Origin of the sequence: Stutzerimonas sp. S1 (assembly GCF_025966695.1) — a bacterium.
GTDB lineage: Bacteria > Pseudomonadota > Gammaproteobacteria > Pseudomonadales > Pseudomonadaceae > Stutzerimonas.
Genome location: NZ_JAOEIY010000003.1, coordinates 81229 through 98284, shown reverse-complemented (window position 1 = coordinate 98284; position 17056 = coordinate 81229). Strand labels below are relative to the sequence as shown.

20 protein-coding genes are annotated in these 17056 nt (G+C 60.5%); 10 read left to right on the top strand and 10 right to left on the bottom strand.

The window, feature by feature from the left end:
* Nucleotides 1-21: 21 nt before the first annotated feature.
* The 5 genes from ruvB to aspS form a co-directional block, all read right to left on the bottom strand.
* Entirely contained in the window at nucleotides 22-1074 is a 1053-nt protein-coding gene (gene ruvB, locus N8H22_RS07100) for a Holliday junction branch migration DNA helicase RuvB (RefSeq protein WP_264589928.1), read from the bottom strand.
* Between the two features lie 4 nt (nucleotides 1075-1078).
* Entirely contained in the window at nucleotides 1079-1684 is a 606-nt protein-coding gene (gene ruvA / locus N8H22_RS07095) for a Holliday junction branch migration protein RuvA (RefSeq protein ID WP_264589927.1), read from the bottom strand.
* An 89-nt stretch (nucleotides 1685-1773) separates the two neighbouring features.
* Entirely contained in the window at nucleotides 1774-2298 is a 525-nt protein-coding gene (gene ruvC, locus N8H22_RS07090) for a crossover junction endodeoxyribonuclease RuvC (RefSeq protein ID WP_264589926.1), read from the bottom strand.
* 172 nt (nucleotides 2299-2470) lie between these two features.
* Nucleotides 2471-3220 (bottom strand): YebC/PmpR family DNA-binding transcriptional regulator, encoded by a 750-nt coding sequence (locus tag N8H22_RS07085; protein WP_264589925.1) that lies wholly within the window; start codon nucleotides 3218-3220, stop codon nucleotides 2471-2473.
* A gap of 133 nt (nucleotides 3221-3353) precedes the next feature.
* Complete coding sequence (aspS, locus tag N8H22_RS07080) at nucleotides 3354-5129, bottom strand: aspartate--tRNA ligase (RefSeq protein ID WP_264589924.1); 1776 nt, start codon at nucleotides 5127-5129, stop codon at nucleotides 3354-3356.
* Between the two features lie 375 nt (nucleotides 5130-5504).
* Here aspS and N8H22_RS07075 point away from each other — a divergent pair, with 375 nt between their 5' ends.
* Nucleotides 5505-5975, top strand: a complete 471-nt coding sequence (locus N8H22_RS07075) for a Dps family protein (RefSeq protein ID WP_264589923.1) — start codon at nucleotides 5505-5507, stop codon at nucleotides 5973-5975.
* A 248-nt stretch (nucleotides 5976-6223) separates the two neighbouring features.
* Nucleotides 6224-6838, top strand: a complete 615-nt coding sequence (locus N8H22_RS20065) for a cold shock domain-containing protein (protein ID WP_272890732.1) — start codon at nucleotides 6224-6226, stop codon at nucleotides 6836-6838.
* Nucleotides 6839-6882: 44 nt separating this feature from the next.
* On the opposite strand, the gene N8H22_RS07065 is transcribed toward N8H22_RS20065, so the two are convergent.
* Both N8H22_RS07065 and N8H22_RS07060 read right to left on the bottom strand, forming a co-directional pair.
* Nucleotides 6883-7086, bottom strand: a complete 204-nt coding sequence (locus tag N8H22_RS07065; RefSeq protein ID WP_264589922.1) for a SlyX family protein — start codon at nucleotides 7084-7086, stop codon at nucleotides 6883-6885.
* 2 nt (nucleotides 7087-7088) lie between these two features.
* Entirely contained in the window at nucleotides 7089-7511 is a 423-nt protein-coding gene (locus N8H22_RS07060) for an HIT domain-containing protein (protein ID WP_264589921.1), read from the bottom strand.
* Between the two features lie 413 nt (nucleotides 7512-7924).
* Here N8H22_RS07060 and N8H22_RS07055 point away from each other — a divergent pair, with 413 nt between their 5' ends.
* The 4 genes from N8H22_RS07055 (at nucleotide 7925) to N8H22_RS07040 (ending at nucleotide 12610) form a co-directional block, all read left to right on the top strand.
* The gene (locus N8H22_RS07055) at nucleotides 7925-9181 is read left to right on the top strand and encodes an OprD family porin (RefSeq protein WP_264589920.1); all 1257 of its coding nucleotides are present in this window, start codon (nucleotides 7925-7927) and stop codon (nucleotides 9179-9181) included.
* A gap of 170 nt (nucleotides 9182-9351) precedes the next feature.
* The gene (locus tag N8H22_RS07050) at nucleotides 9352-11067 is read left to right on the top strand and encodes a proline--tRNA ligase (RefSeq protein ID WP_264589919.1); all 1716 of its coding nucleotides are present in this window, start codon (nucleotides 9352-9354) and stop codon (nucleotides 11065-11067) included.
* Between the two features lie 9 nt (nucleotides 11068-11076).
* Nucleotides 11077-12033, top strand: a complete 957-nt coding sequence (locus tag N8H22_RS07045; protein ID WP_264589918.1) for a hypothetical protein — start codon at nucleotides 11077-11079, stop codon at nucleotides 12031-12033.
* A 43-nt stretch (nucleotides 12034-12076) separates the two neighbouring features.
* On the top strand, nucleotides 12077-12610 hold the full coding sequence (locus N8H22_RS07040; protein WP_264589917.1) for a lytic transglycosylase domain-containing protein: 534 nt from the start codon (nucleotides 12077-12079) through the stop codon (nucleotides 12608-12610).
* Nucleotides 12611-12635: 25 nt separating this feature from the next.
* Here the strand turns inward: N8H22_RS07040 and N8H22_RS07035 are convergent, their stop codons facing one another.
* Nucleotides 12636-13094, bottom strand: coding sequence for a TlpA disulfide reductase family protein (locus N8H22_RS07035; RefSeq protein WP_264589916.1), 459 nt, complete (start codon nucleotides 13092-13094; stop codon nucleotides 12636-12638).
* Nucleotides 13095-13341: 247 nt separating this feature from the next.
* On the opposite strand from N8H22_RS07035, the gene N8H22_RS07030 reads away from it, so the two are divergent.
* Nucleotides 13342-13734 (top strand): hypothetical protein, encoded by a 393-nt coding sequence (locus N8H22_RS07030; protein WP_264589915.1) that lies wholly within the window; start codon nucleotides 13342-13344, stop codon nucleotides 13732-13734.
* Between the two features lie 3 nt (nucleotides 13735-13737).
* Here the strand turns inward: N8H22_RS07030 and N8H22_RS07025 are convergent, their stop codons facing one another.
* Nucleotides 13738-13932, bottom strand: a complete 195-nt coding sequence (locus N8H22_RS07025; RefSeq protein WP_264589914.1) for a hypothetical protein — start codon at nucleotides 13930-13932, stop codon at nucleotides 13738-13740.
* 158 nt (nucleotides 13933-14090) lie between these two features.
* Nucleotides 14091-15323, bottom strand: a complete 1233-nt coding sequence (locus N8H22_RS07020) for a YihY family inner membrane protein (RefSeq protein ID WP_264589913.1) — start codon at nucleotides 15321-15323, stop codon at nucleotides 14091-14093.
* Between the two features lie 163 nt (nucleotides 15324-15486).
* Here N8H22_RS07020 and arsC point away from each other — a divergent pair, with 163 nt between their 5' ends.
* Genes arsC through N8H22_RS07005 form a run of 3 tightly spaced genes read left to right on the top strand, consistent with a single transcriptional unit; the run spans nucleotide 15487 to nucleotide 16845 of the window.
* Nucleotides 15487-15840: an arsenate reductase (glutaredoxin) gene (gene arsC, locus N8H22_RS07015; protein WP_264590206.1), complete on the top strand. Its 354-nt coding sequence runs from the start codon at nucleotides 15487-15489 to the stop codon at nucleotides 15838-15840.
* Nucleotides 15837-16442: an NAD(P)H:quinone oxidoreductase gene (gene wrbA, locus N8H22_RS07010; RefSeq protein WP_264589912.1), complete on the top strand. Its 606-nt coding sequence runs from the start codon at nucleotides 15837-15839 to the stop codon at nucleotides 16440-16442. Before arsC ends, wrbA begins: the two co-directional genes overlap by 4 nt.
* The gene (locus N8H22_RS07005; protein WP_264589911.1) at nucleotides 16435-16845 is read left to right on the top strand and encodes a DUF2069 domain-containing protein; all 411 of its coding nucleotides are present in this window, start codon (nucleotides 16435-16437) and stop codon (nucleotides 16843-16845) included. Before wrbA ends, N8H22_RS07005 begins: the two co-directional genes overlap by 8 nt.
* Nucleotides 16846-17056 lie beyond the last annotated feature (211 nt).

Here is a 17056-nt window from a genome sequence, read left to right as displayed (position 1 = left end):
GGTAAATGAACAATATTTTCATCAATCCGCGTCACTACCGAACAGGTCCGGCGTGGCCGGTTCGGCCATGCGCTTGGGCAGGTTCAACCCGAAGTGCAGATAGGCGTGCCGGGTCACGACCCGCCCGCGCGGGGTGCGCATGATATAGCCCTGCTGAATCAGGTAGGGCTCAAGCACATCCTCGATGGTATGTCGCTCCTCGCTGATGGCCGCCGCTAGGCTGTCAACGCCTACCGGCCCTCCATCGAACTTTTCGATAAGTGCCAGTAGCAAACGCCGATCCTGATGATCGAAACCACGCTCGTCGACGTCCAGCATATTCAACGCAAGATCGGCAATCTGGCGCGTGATCTCACCCTGGCCTCGCACCTCGGCAAAGTCGCGCACACGGCGCAGCAAACGGTTGGCGATTCGCGGCGTACCGCGAGCTCGACGAGCAATTTCGAATGCCCCTTCGGCCTCGGTCGGTAGCCCGAGAATACCGGCGGAGCGACTGACGATGGTTGCCAGATCCTCGGTTGAATAGAACTCGAGGCGCTGCACGATACCGAAGCGATCCCGCAGCGGATTGGTCAGCATGCCGGCCCGCGTAGTCGCGCCAACCAGGGTGAACGGTGGCAAGTCCAGCTTGATCGAACGAGCGGCAGGTCCCTCGCCGATCATGATATCGAGCTGAAAGTCTTCCATCGCCGGGTAAAGCACCTCTTCGACGATGGGCGAAAGCCGGTGAATCTCGTCGACGAATAGCACATCGCCGGCTTCCAGGTTGGTCAGCAACGCCGCGAGATCGCCTGGACGCTCCAGCACCGGGCCGGATGTGCTTTTGATCGAGACGCCCATTTCCTGGGCGATGATGTTCGCCAAGGTGGTCTTGCCCAGCCCCGGCGGACCGAAGATCAGGGTGTGATCCAGCGCCTCGCCACGCCCTTTGGCAGCACGTATGAAAAGGTCCATCTGTTCGCGCACGACCGGCTGGCCAATGTATTCAGCCAGCCTCAGCGGGCGAATGGCACGGTCGAGCTGCTCATCGCGGTCGCGACTGCTGGCGGTAATCAGGCGATCGGCTTCGATCATGGCGTTACACCATTCCCTTGAGGGCGCGGCGAATCAATTCTTCACTGCTCAAACCGTCTTCCTGTATGGCACCAACCGCGCGGCTGGCTTCCTGAGGCTTGAAGCCTAAGGAAATCAATGCACTGACCGCATCATTCTCGGCGCTTGTGACTACGCTACCAGCGCGAGGTTCAACCACCAGGGTTGCGATAGAGGGCATGGTTTCCCACGCCTTGAAGCGATCCTTGAGTTCGACCAGCAGGCGCTCAGCAGTTTTCTTGCCGACCCCTGGAATCTTGACCAGTGTCGACGTGTCCTGCGCCTGTACGCAGCGCACCAGCTCATCGACCTCCAGCCCAGACATCAGCGCCAGCGCGAGCTTCGGCCCCACCCCATTGAGCCGGATCAGTTCGCGGAACAGCTCGCGCTCACGCTTCTCGAAGAAACCGTAGAGCAGGTGGGCGTCCTCGCGTACCACCAGGTGAGTATGCAACGTGACGGTTTCGCCCACACCCGGCAAGCGGTAGAGCGTCGTCATCGGCACCTCGACCTCATAGCCGACGCCATTCACATCCAGTATCAGATGGGGCGGCTGTTTTTCAGCGAGATTTCCGCGCAAACGTCCAATCACGGTACGGCATCCTCCATGGTCGCGATGCTAAACGCGGCGACCAACAAACTGTTTACCCGCCATTAGCGGCCACCTGTCCTGCCACGCACCTACAGCCTCAGGCGGCCACCGCGTCGCCTGGCACCACCGAGACCATGAGGAATGAGACTTTGCCGGTGATGCGCATGACACAGCGCAATAGCCAGCGCATCGGAAGCATCGATCTGTGGCTTCTGGATCAGCTTGAGCAGATGCATGACCATCATCTGCACTTGCTGCTTGTCCGCGCCACCGGTCCCGGCAATCGCCTGCTTGACCTGCGTAGCGGTGTATTCGGCAATCTGCAACCCTGCCTCGGCACCAGCGACAATCGCCGCACCACGAGCCTGGCCGAGCTTCAACGCCGAATCCGCGTTGCGTGCCATGAAGACCTGTTCGATACCCATGGTCACTGGGGAGTAGGTCCGGATCACTTCACTGACCCCGCTGAACACCGCCTGCAAACGCTCGGCCAACTCACCGCTACCGGTCCGGATGCAGCCGGAGGCCACGTATTCGCAACCTCGTCCGGTGTCACGCACTACCCCGTAGCCGGTGATGCGCGAGCCGGGATCGATTCCCAAAATCAGCGTCATGCCTGTGGTCAGCTGTCTATTTATCCAGTGAACGAGTATACGGGCCGGGTCGCGTCGATGCCACCGACGATCACATCAACCAGTCTGCTCCGCTTGTTGCCGGACGGCACTGGCACTCATAAAAAAACCGGAAGCGCGTTAGCGGTTTCCGGTTCTCCTCGCGCCGCCAGCCTCAGCTGAGTTGCTCCATGAGCTCGTCGGAAATTTCGGCGTTGTGGTAGACGTTCTGCACGTCGTCGAGATCCTCCAACGCATCGATCAGACGCAATACCTTCTGCGCTGTCTCGACATCGGCTATCGGCGCGGTGATCGACGGGATCATTGCCACTTCAGCTTCATCACCCTTGAAGCCTGCCTGGGTGAGCGCCTCGTTGACCGAAAGGAAATCGGCAAAGCTGGTGTAGACCTCAACCGAGCCATCTTCCTGACTGACCACGTCATCGGCGCCTGCCTCCAGCGCTGCCTCCATCAGGGCATCCTCATCGACACCGGGGGCATAGCTAATCTGGCCCTTGCGATCGAACATATACGCCACGGACCCGTCGGTCCCGAGGTTGCCGCCGTTCTTACTGAAGGCATGGCGTACTTCGGCGGCCGTACGATTACGGTTGTCGGTCATGGCCTCGATGATGATGGCCACGCCGCTTGGCGCATAACCTTCATAGGTCAGTTCGGTCATGTTGTCGGCTTCGTTGGAGCCGGCACCACGGGCGATCGCGCGGTCGATGACGTCGCGCGACATGTTGGCGGTCAACGCCTTGTCCACCGCCAGACGCAGACGCGGATTGTCCGCCGGCACGCCACCGCCATGCTTGGCCGCGACGGTCAGTTCGCGGATCAGCTTGGTGAAGATCTTGCCCCGCTTGGCGTCCTGACGCTCCTTGCGGTGCTTGATATTGGCCCATTTGGAATGACCAGCCATAACTCACTCCATATATTCAACTGGATCAGTAGTTCCGAAGCCCGCCCGCAACTGGGCGGACATCACCGTATCGTCTGACAAACCGCTGCTGCCAAGACGAAGAAGCCTGGCATAACCAGGCTTCCGATAGCGCTTATTCCGCTTTGGGTTGCTCACGCAGGCGGATGTGCAACTCGCGCAGCGCCTTGTTGTCCACCGCGCCCGGAGCTTGGGTCATCACGTCCGCAGCGCTCTGAGTTTTCGGGAAGGCGATCACTTCACGGATCGACTGCGCGCCGGTCATCAGCATTACCAGGCGATCCAGGCCGAAGGCCAAACCACCGTGCGGCGGCGCGCCGAACTTCAACGCGTCGAGCAGGAAGCCGAACTTCTCTTCTTGCTCGGCCTCGTCGATGCCGAGAATGCGGAACACCGCCTGCTGCATCTCCTTGCGATGGATGCGGATCGAGCCGCCGCCCAGCTCGGTGCCGTTGAGCACCATGTCGTAAGCGCGCGACAGAGCAGCGCCCGGATTGGCTTCCAACTCCTCGGGGGTGCATTTGGGTGCGGTGAACGGATGGTGCAGCGCAGACAACGAACCGTCGTCGTTCTCCTCGAACATCGGGAAATCCACTACCCACAGCGGCGCCCAATCGCAAGTCAGCAGCTTGAGGTCATGGCCGAGCTTGATGCGCAGTGCACCCAACGCCTCGGAGACAATCTTCGCCTTGTCAGCGCCAAAGAAGACAATGTCGCCATCCTGCGCACCGACGCGATCGAGAATGACATTGAGATTGTCTTCCGGAATGAACTTGACGATCGGCGACTGCAGACCTTCGACGCCCTTGGCGCGTTCGTTGACCTTGATATAGGCCAGGCCCTTGGCACCGTAGATGCCGACGAACTTGGTGTAGTCGTCGATCTGACTGCGCGGCATGCTTGCGGCACCCGGCACACGAAGGGCGGCCACGCGACCTTTCGGATCGTTGGCCGGACCGGAGAACACCTTGAACTCCACTGCATTGAGCTGATCAGCAACGTCCACCAGCTCGAGCGGGATGCGAAGATCCGGCTTGTCCGAGCCATAGCGGCGCATGGCTTCCTCGAACGGCATGTGCGGGAATTCGCCGAACTCCAGATCCAGCACTTCCTTGAACAACTTGCGGATCATGCCTTCGGTGATACCGATGATGTCCGCTTCATCGAGGAAGCTGGTCTCGATATCGATCTGGGTGAACTCGGGCTGGCGGTCGGCGCGCAGGTCCTCGTCGCGGAAGCACTTGGCGATCTGGTAGTAGCGGTCGAAACCGGCCACCATCAGCAGCTGCTTGAACAGCTGCGGCGATTGCGGCAGGGCGAAGAAGTTGCCGGCATGGGTACGACTGGGCACCAGGTAGTCACGCGCACCCTCGGGCGTCGGGCGGCCGAGGATCGGGGTCTCCACATCGAGGAAGCCATTCTCGTCCAGATAGCGACGGATGCTGGCTGTGATGCGCGAACGCAGCTTGAGCTTCTCGGCCATCTCCGGGCGGCGCAGGTCGATGAAACGATAGCGCAGGCGAGTCTCCTCCCCCACATCGCTATATTCGTTGAGAGGGAACGGCGGCGTCTCCGCCTCGTTCAGCACGTTCAGTTCATAACCCAGCACTTCGATCGCGCCGGAAGCCATGTTCGGATTGACCGCACCAGCCGGACGCAGACGCACCTTGCCGCGGATGCTGACGACATACTCACTGCGAACCCGATCGGCTGCTGCAAAAGTATCTGCCCGATCAGGGTCAAAGACGACCTGGGCCAATCCCTCGCGATCGCGAATGTCGAGGAAGATCACCCCGCCATGATCGCGGCGGCGATGAACCCAGCCGCAAAGAGTAATTTCCTGACCGTCCAGGCTTTCATTGAGTTGGCCGCAATAGTGGCTGCGCATCATGATGGTGTTCGCTTCTCGTATCTTTGATTCGTTGGGTCGCTGGAACCGCGACTTGGCAAACGACATTGCGACGACGTGTATCGTGGCCACAATTCGCTGCCAGCCATGGGACGCGGCGCAAAGGCGCCGGGCTCCGCATCAATGGCTGTCGAGCCGCCGGGCACAAGGGCGGGATTATATCCGGTTAATTGCCATGACGCAGCCGTCGCCGGGAAAGCTCGCCGACTGCAACATTCGATAATTATCCAAACTGGAACTAGCCGACCAGGTAACATTTCCAAACCACGGGCGCGACCCAGCAACTGGCATCGCCTCACAAATCACGCTTGATTTCTGGCATAACTGTAAGCGGAACATTCACTCAGGAGAAAAAACATGGAAATCGACATCGGCATTGCCGAGCAGGACCGTGCCGCCATCGCAGAAGGGCTGTCCCGCCTGCTCGCCGACACCTATACCCTGTACCTGAAGACCCACAACTTCCATTGGAACGTCACCGGGCCGATGTTCAATGCGCTGCACACCATGTTCGAGACGCAGTACACCGAACTGGCCGTCGCCGTAGATGACATCGCCGAACGCATCCGAGCGCTAGGCTTCCCGGCCCCCGGGACTTATGCCGCCTACGCCCGCCTATCTTCGATCAAAGAAGAAGAAGGCGTCCCGTCTGCCGACCAGATGATCAAGCTGTTGGTGGAAGGCCAGGAAGCGGTGGTCCGGACGGCGCGCGGAATCTTCCCGCTGCTGGACAAAGTCAGCGACGAACCGACCGCCGATCTGCTGACCCAGCGCATGCAGATTCACGAGAAAACCGCTTGGATGCTCCGCAGCCTGCTGGCCGCCTGACCCACGCCGTATCCGAGGCGACGGCGTGACCGTCCGCCTCGGTTGCTGAAACCCCCTGCCAAGCGCGCCGGGCACATACGCCCGACCGAAGGCCCATTTGAGCACTACCCGCCTTTGCTGTTAAATACGGCCGCGCTGCAGCGTCGAGTCTCCAACCAGGCAGTGTTCCCTCCCGCCTGACCGTGTTTTCCGGGGCTCTCGATTCCTGCCGCTTTTTCCTGTCGTGTTATCAACTACGAGTCATAAGAATGCTCAAGATCGTCCACGTATTAACCGGCGTTATCGCCCTGCTACTGTCTTTTGTTCCCAGTCTGCGCGGCGAGCTGCCGCTTCTTCTGAACCCGGCAGCGCTCTGCTTGCTGATGATCGGCCTGCTGAATATTCAATTCATTCCATCCACCGAAGCAGGTACCGACTCGCGAACCCGTCCCATCATCGCCGCAATATCGACACTGTTGGTTCTGGCCGCCGCGCTCCAGGCGGTTATCCTACTGGCGCCACTGGAGCAAATCGCCGGGCAGCCCGCTACGCTGGCGAGTCTGCTGCTGGTCCTGGTTGCCGTGCTCCTGCACCTGGCAACCACCCAGTCTCGCCGCCAACCGCGCCGCGAGCGCGCACCTCGCCGCACGGCCGTAACCAGCGGTGCCGGTCGCGAGACCGGCACCGTCAAATGGTTCAATACATCTAAAGGTTTCGGCTTCATTTCCCGCGACAGCGGGGATGACGTGTTCGTGCATTTCCGAGCGATACGTGGCGACGGGCATCGCGTATTGACAGAGGGGCAGCGCGTCGAATTCACCATCATGATGCGCGATAAAGGCCTGCAAGCCGAGGACGTCGTCACACTCCAGTCGGAACGCTGAGTGCCGCCGGGCCAAGACCCTGCGGTCTTGGCCACCGGCCGCGACTAGTAATGCGGTGGCGCGTCATCCTCTTCATCGCTCATCCTGCTCTGCATTTCCTCCTGCCGCCTGGCCAGCACTTCGAGCTGCAACTGCAAGCGGTCAACCAGGCGCCGCTGTTCGATCAGCACATCATTCAACGTCTGAATCGTATCGTCCTGAAAAGCCAGACGAGCCTCCAGCTCGGCAATACGCGAATCGGCATCCATAGTCATTCTCCAAAGCGAAGTTGATCGGCCAGCACCGTTCTCAGCTTATCCCTGATCGAGGCCACCTGCTCAGATGTGTAAGGTTTAGCTGGATATTTACCCCACACCGGCCCCGGCCAAGCCACATCAATGCGATAGCGGGCAATGACGTGCATATGCAGTTGGCTAACGACGTTCCCCAGCGTAGCGACGTTCATTTTGTCGGCGCCGAAGCTGTCCTTGACGATCTCCGCTAGCGCGGTGGTTTCTTGCCACAGTTGCTGCTGATCAGAAATATCCAGCTGGAACAGCTCGCTAACCGCCTCTCGTCGAGGCACCAGAATGAACCACAGATACTGTGCATCATTCATTAGAAGCAACCGACAAAGTGGAAAATCCCCGACCAGCAATGTGTCCTGTTCAAGGCGTGGATCAAGACTGAACATTCAACTGCTCCTGTTCAAAAATATGAGGCGGATCGCCGCTACAAACCGAAGAATACCCCCATCCGGCGCCACTCCAGAACTCGCACCGCCACGGGGCGTAAGGGAGCGGCTACGCTCCTTAACGAAGCACAAACCTATGCTGTCCGCCACGAAAGAAGCCGAATGCGATCCAAGGTACGCTTTGAGTACGTTTTTTGCTGGGAGAACGGACAGGATCGATTCAGAATGGCCGAAATACGTAAAGCAAGCTTGCTCTAGCGTATCGCCGCAGCTAAACAGTACATTCTGTAGATAGCTTGGCGCGAAGAAGTAGTAAATTCGCCCGGTTGAACTGTTTCGGATAAGAAAATGCATCCTCCCAGTGCGTCAGCACGCGAGGTAAGCACCGTTTTAAAACCAAAGGAGCAATCACGATGAAAGTGATGAAGTGGAGCGTAATCGCCCTCGCCGTTGCGGCGGGGACCTCCCAGATGGCATTCGCCAGCCAGCAATCGGAATCGAAAGGTTTCGTCGAAGATGCCAGTCTGGATCTGCTGCTGCGTACCACCTATTTCAACCGCGACTACAAGGACGGTGTGGACGATGTGCGCAGCCTGGGTCAAGGCTTCATTACCACCTTCGAGTCCGGCTTCACCCAAGGCACCATCGGAGTAGGTGTAGACGCGTTCGGCCTGCTGGGCGTACGCCTCGATGGTGGTAGCGGCTACAACTACGGCGCCATGTTCGAAACTGACTCGCAAGGCGAACCAGAGCGTGACCTGTCGCAGACTGGTGCTGCCGTCAAGGCGCAGCTGTCCAATACCGTCATCAAATATGGCAACCAGTTCCCATCGCTACCGGTACTAGCCTATGACGACTCCCGACTGCTGCCTGAGTCGTTCACTGGCACGATGATCACCAGTAACGAAATCGAGGGATTGGAGCTAAATGCAGGCCGTTTTACAGCCGACAGCTCAATGCCCTCCTCAAGCCGCGACTCGCTGAATTACCTGGGCCTGAAGCTCAAAAGCATCAACCTCGTAGGGGGCAGGTATACCTTCAATGAAAATCTGAACGCTGCGCTCTATTACGCAGACAATGAAGACGTCGCCAAGAAAACATACGCAGACGTGAACTACGTAATGCCGCTGGGCAACGAACAATCGCTCGGCTTTTCATTCAACATTTACGATAACGAATACGATAAAAAGACGTTTGGTGAAACCCAAGACACCACAATCTGGAGTCTGGCCGCGAAATACTCGATTGGCGCCCACGCGTTTATCCTTGCGCACCAGCGCGTTTCCGGCGACAGCGACTACCGTTATGACATCGGCGACGGCGGCGGCTCCATCTGGGTAGCCAACTCTTACTACTCCGACTTCAACTCCAAGGACGAGCGCTCCTGGCAGGCCAGCTACGAGCTCGATTTCACTGGCTATGGCGTTCCGGGACTGTTCTGGAAAACCGCCTATGTTTACGGTGATAACGTCGACACCGGAACCGGCGAGGGCAAGGAACGCGAGTTCTTCAACCAAGTACAGTACGTAGTGCAGAGCGGGCCGGCGAAAGACCTGTCATTGAAGCTGCGTAACTCGATTTATCGCTCCAATGATAATATGCGCAACTACTACAGCGCGGACCTGAACGAAATCCGTGCATTCATCGAATACCCGCTAAGCATCCTGTAACGGACACTACGCGTTATTCCGATGAAATGGAGCCCGGCGAAAGCCGGGCTCTTCGTTTCGACATTGGAGACCAAGGATCCCGATTCCCCTGGAGCCATTCTGTACGAGGCACCCTGCGAGCCGTACAATGCCGGGCTTAAATTTTCGCTCTGCAAGGACACCACGGCCACATGCGCACCAGTCAGTTCCTGCTCTCGACCCTCAAAGAAACCCCGTCTGATGCAGTAGTGATCAGCCATCAGCTGATGCTGCGCGCCGGGATGATCCGCAAGCTGGCCTCCGGCTTGTACACCTGGATGCCGATGGGGCTGCGCGCCCTGCGCAAGGCAGAGGCGATCGTCCGCGAGGAAATGAACAAGGCCGGCGCCCTGGAAGTGCTGATGCCGGCGATCCAGCCCGCCGAACTCTGGCAGGAATCCGGGCGTTGGGAGCAGTACGGCCCTGAGCTGCTGCGGGTGAAGGATCGTCATGGACGCGAATTCTGCGTAGGCCCGACCCACGAAGAAGTGATTACCGACCTGGCACGCAACGAACTGAACAGTTACAAGCAACTGCCGATCAACTTCTATCAGATCCAGACCAAGTTCCGTGACGAGATCCGCCCACGCTTCGGCCTGATGCGTGGCCGCGAATTCCTGATGAAGGACGCCTACTCCTTCCACCTGAGCCAGGAATCGCTGCAGGAAACCTACGACCGTATGCACCAGGCCTACTGCAACATCTTCACCCGTCTGGGCCTGAACTTCCGCCCAGTGCAGGCCGATACCGGCTCGATCGGCGGCACTGGCTCGCATGAGTTTCATGTGCTGGCCGAGTCGGGGGAAGACGATATCGCCTTCAGCGACACCTCCGACTACGCCGCCAATATCGAGAAAGCCGAGGCCCTCCCTCGCGAGACCGAGCGCGCCGCACCGGCCGAGGAGCTGCGTCTGGTCGACACGCCGCATGCCAAGACCATCGCCGAGTTGGTAGAACAGTTCGACCTGGCCATTGAGAAGACCATCAAGACGCTCGTCGTGCATGGCGTCGAGAAGGGCCAGCTGGTCGCCCTGATCGTGCGTGGCGACCACGAACTCAACGAGATCAAGGCCGCCAACCTGGCGCAGGTAGCCAGCCCATTGGTATTTGCCTCTGAGGCCGAGATCCGCACCTCCATCGGTGCCGGCCCTGGCTCGCTGGGCCCGCTGAACCTGCCGATTCCCTGCGTCATCGACCGTTCAGTCGCGCTGATGAGCGACTTCGGTGCCGGCGCCAACGTCGACGACAAGCATTACTTTGGCCTGAACTGGGAGCGTGACCTGCCGCTGCCGGAAGTTGCGGATCTGCGCAATGTGGTCGCCGGCGACCCGAGTCCGGATGGCCAGGGCAGCCTAGTGATCAAGCGCGGCATCGAGGTTGGCCATATCTTCCAGCTCGGCACCAAGTACAGCGAAGCCATGAATTGCCAGGTCATGGGCGAGAACGGCAAGCCCGCAACGCTGATCATGGGCTGCTATGGCATTGGTGTTTCCCGCGTGGTCGCCGCTGCCATCGAGCAGAATTACGACGAGCGCGGCATTCTCTGGCCGGATGCCCTAGCGCCGTTCCAGATCGCCCTCGTACCGATGAAGTACGAGAACGAGGCCGTGCGCGAGGCGACCGATAAGCTCTACGCCGAGCTGACCGCCGCCGGCTACGAGGTGCTGCTCGACGACCGTGACAAGAAGACCAGTCCGGGCGTCAAATTCGCCGACATGGAGCTGATCGGCATTCCGCATCGTATCGTCATCGGCGATCGCGGCTTGGCCGACGGCACCCTGGAGTACAAGCACCGCCGCGATGCAGAGCCTCAGGCAGTCGCTGCTGCAGACATCCTGCCCTTCATCAATTCGCGTGTCCCACGCTGATCGGAAACCATGTTCAACCGACGTGTTGTAGTTTCAACTGGCGCCGCGCTCTGCGCGGCGCTGCTGCTTGGCGGCTGCGCCAACCATCTGCCGCAACGCAGCGAGCATGAGGCCAGAACCGAGCGCAAGCCGCTCGACCATAGCCTGCGCATCGAGGTTGGCGAACCGCCGGTGCTGGAGTTACCGCAACGGCGCATCCGTATTCAGGAGCAGCGGACCTTCGAAGTCATCGATTTCGAAGTCACCCGCCGTTACGATCGCTACACGCCGTACCAGGCCTGGCGCGAGCTGTACGAGATACCGCTCGGGGCGGTTGCGGTGGTCGCCGGCATCGGCGCCAACCTAGTCAACGTCGTGCTGCTTGGCAACGTGCCGGAAAGCGCCACCCGCGGCTGGATCAGCTACGGTTTTGCCGGCCTCAACCCCTTCATCAACGTCGAGTCCAACGGCCGCTCGCAGCAGAACCTCGCCAGCCTCGACGAACAGCGCCGCGATACTCGCTTGGAATACTCCAGCCTACCCTGGGCCGAACGCCCAGTGCGGATCAGCGCAGGCGAACAGATCCACGAGCTGAACACTGACCGCAACGGCGTGCTGCACCTCAACCTGCTCGACGGGCCGTTCGCCGAACAGGACATCAGCCCGATCGGCAAGCTGCTGCTGAGCGTCGAGGATGAGCAGGACGGTACGCGTGCCGATGCAGTACTGCTGGTCAGTCACACACTGCGCGGCAAGCTGCTGGAAGCCCACGACCTGATCTTCGATGACCTGGAAGAAGACGACGTGACGCAGTGGGTGCATCGGGTCAAACGCCTGTCCGAGCTTGGCCTGGAAGAGGAAGCCAGCGAACTCGAACAGAGTCTGATCGAGCTGACCCGGCATGACCCGGAGCTGCAGCAGGAGTTTCTACGTAGCCTGATGCAGAATGCCGGCCGCAACCTCAGCCCTGCGCCGGAAAGCGACTGAGCAGATGCTGTGGCGTAGCTGCCTCCTGTCGGCGTTGCTGCTCATGACGCCCGCCATCCAGGCCAATATTCGTCAGGCACCGGAGCCCGAGCTGCGCGAACTGATGCAACGCACAGTCTCTGAAGCGGACAGCTTCCAGGATCGCTTCGATGCCGAAGTCTGGCTGCTGGACATGTCGACCCGCCTCAAGCGCTACGTCGCCGACACCGAGGAACGCCTCACCCTGCTGCGCCTGGTGCATCGCGAAGCGACCAAGGCCGGGTTGCGTCCCGATCTGGTCATGGCGCTGATCCACGCCGAGAGCCGCTTCGACCGCTTCGCTATTTCCAGCGTCGGTGCGCAAGGCATGATGCAGGTGATGCCGTTCTGGAAAGCCGAACTGGGGCGCCCGCAGGACAACCTCACCGACAATGCCACCAATCTGCGCTATGGCTGCACTATCCTCAGCTACTACCTGCGCAAGGAGAAGGGCGACATCAGCCGAGCGCTCGCCCGCTACAACGGCAGTCTGGGCAAGCACCGCTATCCGGCCAAAGTCATCGGCTTCTGGCAGGACTTCTGGTACGTCCGCCCCTGATCGTCAGTTGTGAACGACTGCCTAGCTAGTCGCCACGCAACTGCGCCAAACGGACCAGGAGCCCCTCGGCAGTCTGCTCACCGACCAGCCGCTCACGCACCGTCCCCGTTTCATCGACCAGATAAGTAACGGGCAGAACCGCGCTGCGGGACAACCGCAGGCGCTGGGCGGGGTCGTCGCTGAGTACGCGGAAGCGAATTCCCAGCAGCTCGGCGGCCTGCGCCAGCTCTTCGCCACGAAGCTCATCGAAGTTGACCCCGAGCACCTGTACATCGGTCTGCGATTCGGCCAGGCGATTCAACTCCGGAATTTCGGTGCGGCACGGCCCGCACCACTCGGCCCAGTAGTTGATCAACAGCCAGCGACCCTGCAGCTGTTCGGCTGAGACGACCTGCCCATGCTGATCCACACCCCAGTCTTTCTCGCAGCCGCTGAGTAGCAAGCCTGCCGCGAGAACGATCAGCAGGGCCCTTCGCTTGTTCATGACATCATCCTCGACAGGTATCTGCGCAGGATAGCTTGAACCAAGCGCCGACACAGAGCTACCTGGCAAGCCAGGACCGCGAGACGCAATGCCGCCTTTATGTCGAGCCCGAACCTGGACGCCAACTAACCGGCGTTTTCACCAAACTGGGAGACCAGTCACGCGCTGCATCGGCGGAGCGCACAGTTTTGCCAGGAGAGCACTGCCTATAATTTCGCACCCATCAGCCACCCCCAGCAGCGAAGCCATGTCCAAGACTCATGACAAACTGGTCGGTTCCGTTCCGTCGCGCATCGTCGATCAAGCGCCAATCGCGCTCACTCCCTATGAAGGTCGCGTCGCCGAGTTCAACGTCGCCAGCTGGCTGCAGCTGCACGGACACGCGGGGCTAGGTGTCTCACTGGTGGTTAAGTACCGTGACGGCCAGCAGCGCCGCGAAGCCACGGTGGACCACGGCCGCACCGACACCAATGGCAAGATTCTGCTTTCCGGCGTGGCACGCGTGCCCGTCAAGAGCAAGATAGAGGACTTGCAGGTCTATCTGCGCAGTAACGTTGTGGTCGAGCTGATGAAGGTGGACGAGCTGTTCGTGCAACCTGCCGAACGGACCGTGTTGCCGGATCAGCTGGCGCAGGCCTGAGCGTCAGCGAGTCACCTTTCCCAGCACACGCACTTTCTCGATTGCCAGCACGGCGGGCTCGTCCCGCCGCTCGCACGAACCAGCGAGCGACTCCGGCCAACTGCTGAACGCCAAGCCGGTCAGACGGTTCAGCGACTCCAGGGCCACGTCCGGAGCCCGCTCATGCAGATAGATAATGCTCTTGCGTTCGCTCTTCACTGCAGTGGTCCTTTCCTATCGCCCTCCCAGCCCATGAGCGAGAAACATGCCAGTCACCGAGTTCACGAGCGAACCCGCGAGATTGACGTGTGCCTACGCTGGTTATATGCAGCCCGCGCGATACCGAACTGCCATACAGAACCAGCACATTCGCTCAGCTACTGACCGTTTTTGTCACTACCGACACTCAGCCAATCGGCCAGACTTCCGCCAAACAGGTTTAGCTGCTCCTGCTGCAGCAACGCCAGCGAACGGCGTAAGGTGGGATACCAGGGCTCGGGCAGCTCGTCAGGCAGCTTTTCCAGTCCCGACAACGGCCAAGGGTTATGGCGAAGCAGCTGATCGAGACTGTAATGACTCAAATCACGGCACAGAACCCAGCCGCCCGCGCCAGTCCGACAGACCAATTGCTCACGTTCAAAGAACTCCAGCAGCTCATCCCACTCGTCCTCAGGCAGATGCCAGCCGGCCCGATGCATGTCGCGCACGCTAAGCTCCCGCCCTTCCTGCTGGCGCTCATACAGCAGCCGTAACAGAACCAGCATCACCAGCAGGCGCGGCAAGGGACGGCGTCGCCATTGCTGCGAAGAAGACAGGCCGCAGACCAGCTCGGCGCCGATCAGCAGGATCATCCACGACAGGTAGATCCACAACAGGAACAGTGGCACCGCAGCGAAGGCACCGTAGATCAGCTGATAACTCGGAAAATAGCTGACGTACAAGCCGAACAGCTGCTTAGCGGCCTCCAACAGCACAGCCGCAAACACACCGCCAACCAGCGCATGGCGTAGCGGCACGCGAGTATTGGGCACTGCCGCATAGATCAGTGTGAAGGCCGCCACGCTCAACACCAGCGGCATCACCTTCAGCAATGTACCCACACCGAGCAACGCATATGGCCCGGAGATCAGCGACAGCGAGGCGATGTAGGTACTCGTTGCGAAGCCTGCACCGAGTAGCAAAGGACCGAGACTGAGGATCGCCCAGTACAGCAGGAAGCTCGAGACGCCCCGGCGCGGCTGACGCACGCGCCAGATGGTGTTGAAGGCCTTCTCAATGGTCAGCAGCATCATCAGCGCAGTCGCCATCAGCAAACCGACGCCGAACCAGGTCAGCTGGCGCGCCTGACCGGTGAACGCCACCAGGTACTCCTGGATCGTCGCACCAGTGGAGGGAATGAAATTCTTGAAGATATACAGCTGGATCTGTTCGCCTACGCCCTGAAACGCGGGAATCGCCGACAGCATGGCGAACGTGACAGTCATCATCGGCACCACGGCAAACAGCGTGGTGTAGGTCAAGGCTGCAGCGCTGTGCGGGCCTCGGTCAGCCAGAAAACGCTGCACCAGGAAACGGCAGAACTCCACCAGATTGTCGATGCGCTGCTGCATCCCTTCTCCTTAGCCGGCGGTTGGAAACCCTGATCGCTCGCGGTCACCCGCCAGCGGTTGGCCGGCCAAAGGCATCACATCCGATCACGGGCCAATAGTCGTTTCGGACCGCACCCTCGAGGGGGTTAGAATGGCCGCCTTCATCGGCGAGACGCAACTACAAATGACCGAACTCACCCTCTACCACAACCCCCGCTGCTCCAAATCCCGCGGTGCGCTGGAACTACTGGAAGCTCGCGGGCTTACCCCGCGCATCGTGCGCTATCTGGAAACCCCGCCCAGCGCCGACGAACTCCAGGCTCTGCTCGCCAAGCTGGGCTTCGGTCCGCGGCAACTGCTGCGCAGCGGTGAGGAGGAATACCAGCAGCTCAACCTGGCAGACCCCGACCTGAGCGACGCACAGCTGATCGAGGCGATGAGCGCCCATCCGCGGTTGATCGAGCGACCAATCCTGATCGTCGGCGACAAGGCAGTAGTAGGTCGACCGCCGGAAAAGGTGCTGGAGATACTGCCGTGAGTGCCCCCTACATTCTGGTGCTGTACTACAGCCGCCACGGAGCCACTGCCGAGATGGCGCGACAGATCGCCCGAGGCGTGGAAATGAGCGGTCTGGAAGCCCGTCTGCGTACGGTGCCCGCGGTGTCCGCCGAATGCGAAGCGGTCGCACCGAGCATTCCCGATACTGGCGCCCTCTACGCCAGCCTGGACGACCTGAAGAACTGCGCAGGCCTGGTCATCGGCAGCCCGACTCGCTTCGGCAACATGGCCGCCCCGCTCAAGTACTTTCTAGATGGAACCAGCAGTCTCTGGCTTACCGGCGAACTGGTAGGCAAGCCGGCGGCCGTATTCACCTCGACAGCCAGCCTGCATGGCGGTCAGGAAAGCACCCTGCTGTCGATGCTACTGCCGCTACTGCACCACGGCATGCTGGTACTCGGCCTGCCGTATAGCGAGAACGCCTTGCTGGAGACCCGCGGTGGCGGCACGCCCTATGGTGCCAGCCACCATGCAGGCGCCGATGGCAAGCGGGCGCTCGACGAACACGAAATCGCTCTCTGCCGTGCCCTCGGTCAGCGGCTGGCACAGACCGCACAGCGTCTGGAGGCTACCCGTGGCTAAAGCTCGCAAGCCGCTGCCTTCCCTCGACTGGCTGGCGCCTCGACTGAAGCTCAGCCGCGCACTCAGCCTGGCCAGCTTCCTTGCCCTGGCCGTACTGCTGACGGTCTGGAACCTGGCATTCGCCGACCTGCACGGTGCGCGCACCTGGGTGGTGCTGAGCATCCAGTTGATTCCGCTGGTGCTCGTGGCGCCGGGAATCTTCGCGGGCAGTCCACGCGCGCATGCCTGGACCTGCTTCATCGTCAACCTGTACTTCATTCAGGGCGTGCTGGCCGCAATCGACCCGAACCGCATGCTCTACGGCTGGCTGGAGGCGCTGCTCAGCCTGACGCTGTTCACCTCCGCCCTGCTGTATACACGCTGGGCCTACCAGTATGAGCGCAAGCTGGCCGGCGAGAGCTGACTGGTCACGAAAGAAAGCCTGCTCGGCTGTCATCCGGCAGGCTGGCGAGCGCCCCACACGGGCATGCGCCTATCGTTTGCGTAACTTGCCCGGCGAAGCAACGGCTACCGTTTCTTGCCTAGAGTCTGTAGCGCCTCGACCCGCTCCACGCCGGAATTACTCTCACGCTGCACCATCTACACCTCCGCCCTCCCTGCGCCATGTGCGCCGG

What these genes read in the sequence shown, in the direction of transcription:
- N8H22_RS07030 (WP_264589915.1), top strand. Translation starts at nt 13,342, where the DNA reads ATGTCCAAGACTCATGACAAACTGGTCGGTTCCGTTCCGTCGCGCATC.
- N8H22_RS07040 (WP_264589917.1), top strand. Translation starts at nt 12,077, where the DNA reads ATGACGCCCGCCATCCAGGCCAATATTCGTCAGGCACCGGAGCCCGAG.
- N8H22_RS07075 (WP_264589923.1), top strand. Translation starts at nt 5,505, where the DNA reads ATGGAAATCGACATCGGCATTGCCGAGCAGGACCGTGCCGCCATCGCA.
- N8H22_RS07050 (WP_264589919.1), top strand. Translation starts at nt 9,352, where the DNA reads ATGCGCACCAGTCAGTTCCTGCTCTCGACCCTCAAAGAAACCCCGTCT.
- N8H22_RS20065 (WP_272890732.1), top strand. Translation starts at nt 6,224, where the DNA reads ATGCTCAAGATCGTCCACGTATTAACCGGCGTTATCGCCCTGCTACTG.
- N8H22_RS07020 (WP_264589913.1), bottom strand. Translation starts at nt 15,323, where the DNA reads ATGCAGCAGCGCATCGACAATCTGGTGGAGTTCTGCCGTTTCCTGGTG.
- N8H22_RS07085 (WP_264589925.1), bottom strand. Translation starts at nt 3,220, where the DNA reads ATGGCTGGTCATTCCAAATGGGCCAATATCAAGCACCGCAAGGAGCGT.
- N8H22_RS07060 (WP_264589921.1), bottom strand. Translation starts at nt 7,511, where the DNA reads ATGTTCAGTCTTGATCCACGCCTTGAACAGGACACATTGCTGGTCGGG.
- ruvC (WP_264589926.1), bottom strand. Translation starts at nt 2,298, where the DNA reads ATGACGCTGATTTTGGGAATCGATCCCGGCTCGCGCATCACCGGCTAC.
- N8H22_RS07055 (WP_264589920.1), top strand. Translation starts at nt 7,925, where the DNA reads ATGAAAGTGATGAAGTGGAGCGTAATCGCCCTCGCCGTTGCGGCGGGG.
- N8H22_RS07035 (WP_264589916.1), bottom strand. Translation starts at nt 13,094, where the DNA reads ATGAACAAGCGAAGGGCCCTGCTGATCGTTCTCGCGGCAGGCTTGCTA.
- arsC (WP_264590206.1), top strand. Translation starts at nt 15,487, where the DNA reads ATGACCGAACTCACCCTCTACCACAACCCCCGCTGCTCCAAATCCCGC.
- ruvB (WP_264589928.1), bottom strand. Translation starts at nt 1,074, where the DNA reads ATGATCGAAGCCGATCGCCTGATTACCGCCAGCAGTCGCGACCGCGAT.
- N8H22_RS07045 (WP_264589918.1), top strand. Translation starts at nt 11,077, where the DNA reads ATGTTCAACCGACGTGTTGTAGTTTCAACTGGCGCCGCGCTCTGCGCG.
- N8H22_RS07065 (WP_264589922.1), bottom strand. Translation starts at nt 7,086, where the DNA reads ATGGATGCCGATTCGCGTATTGCCGAGCTGGAGGCTCGTCTGGCTTTT.
- aspS (WP_264589924.1), bottom strand. Translation starts at nt 5,129, where the DNA reads ATGATGCGCAGCCACTATTGCGGCCAACTCAATGAAAGCCTGGACGGT.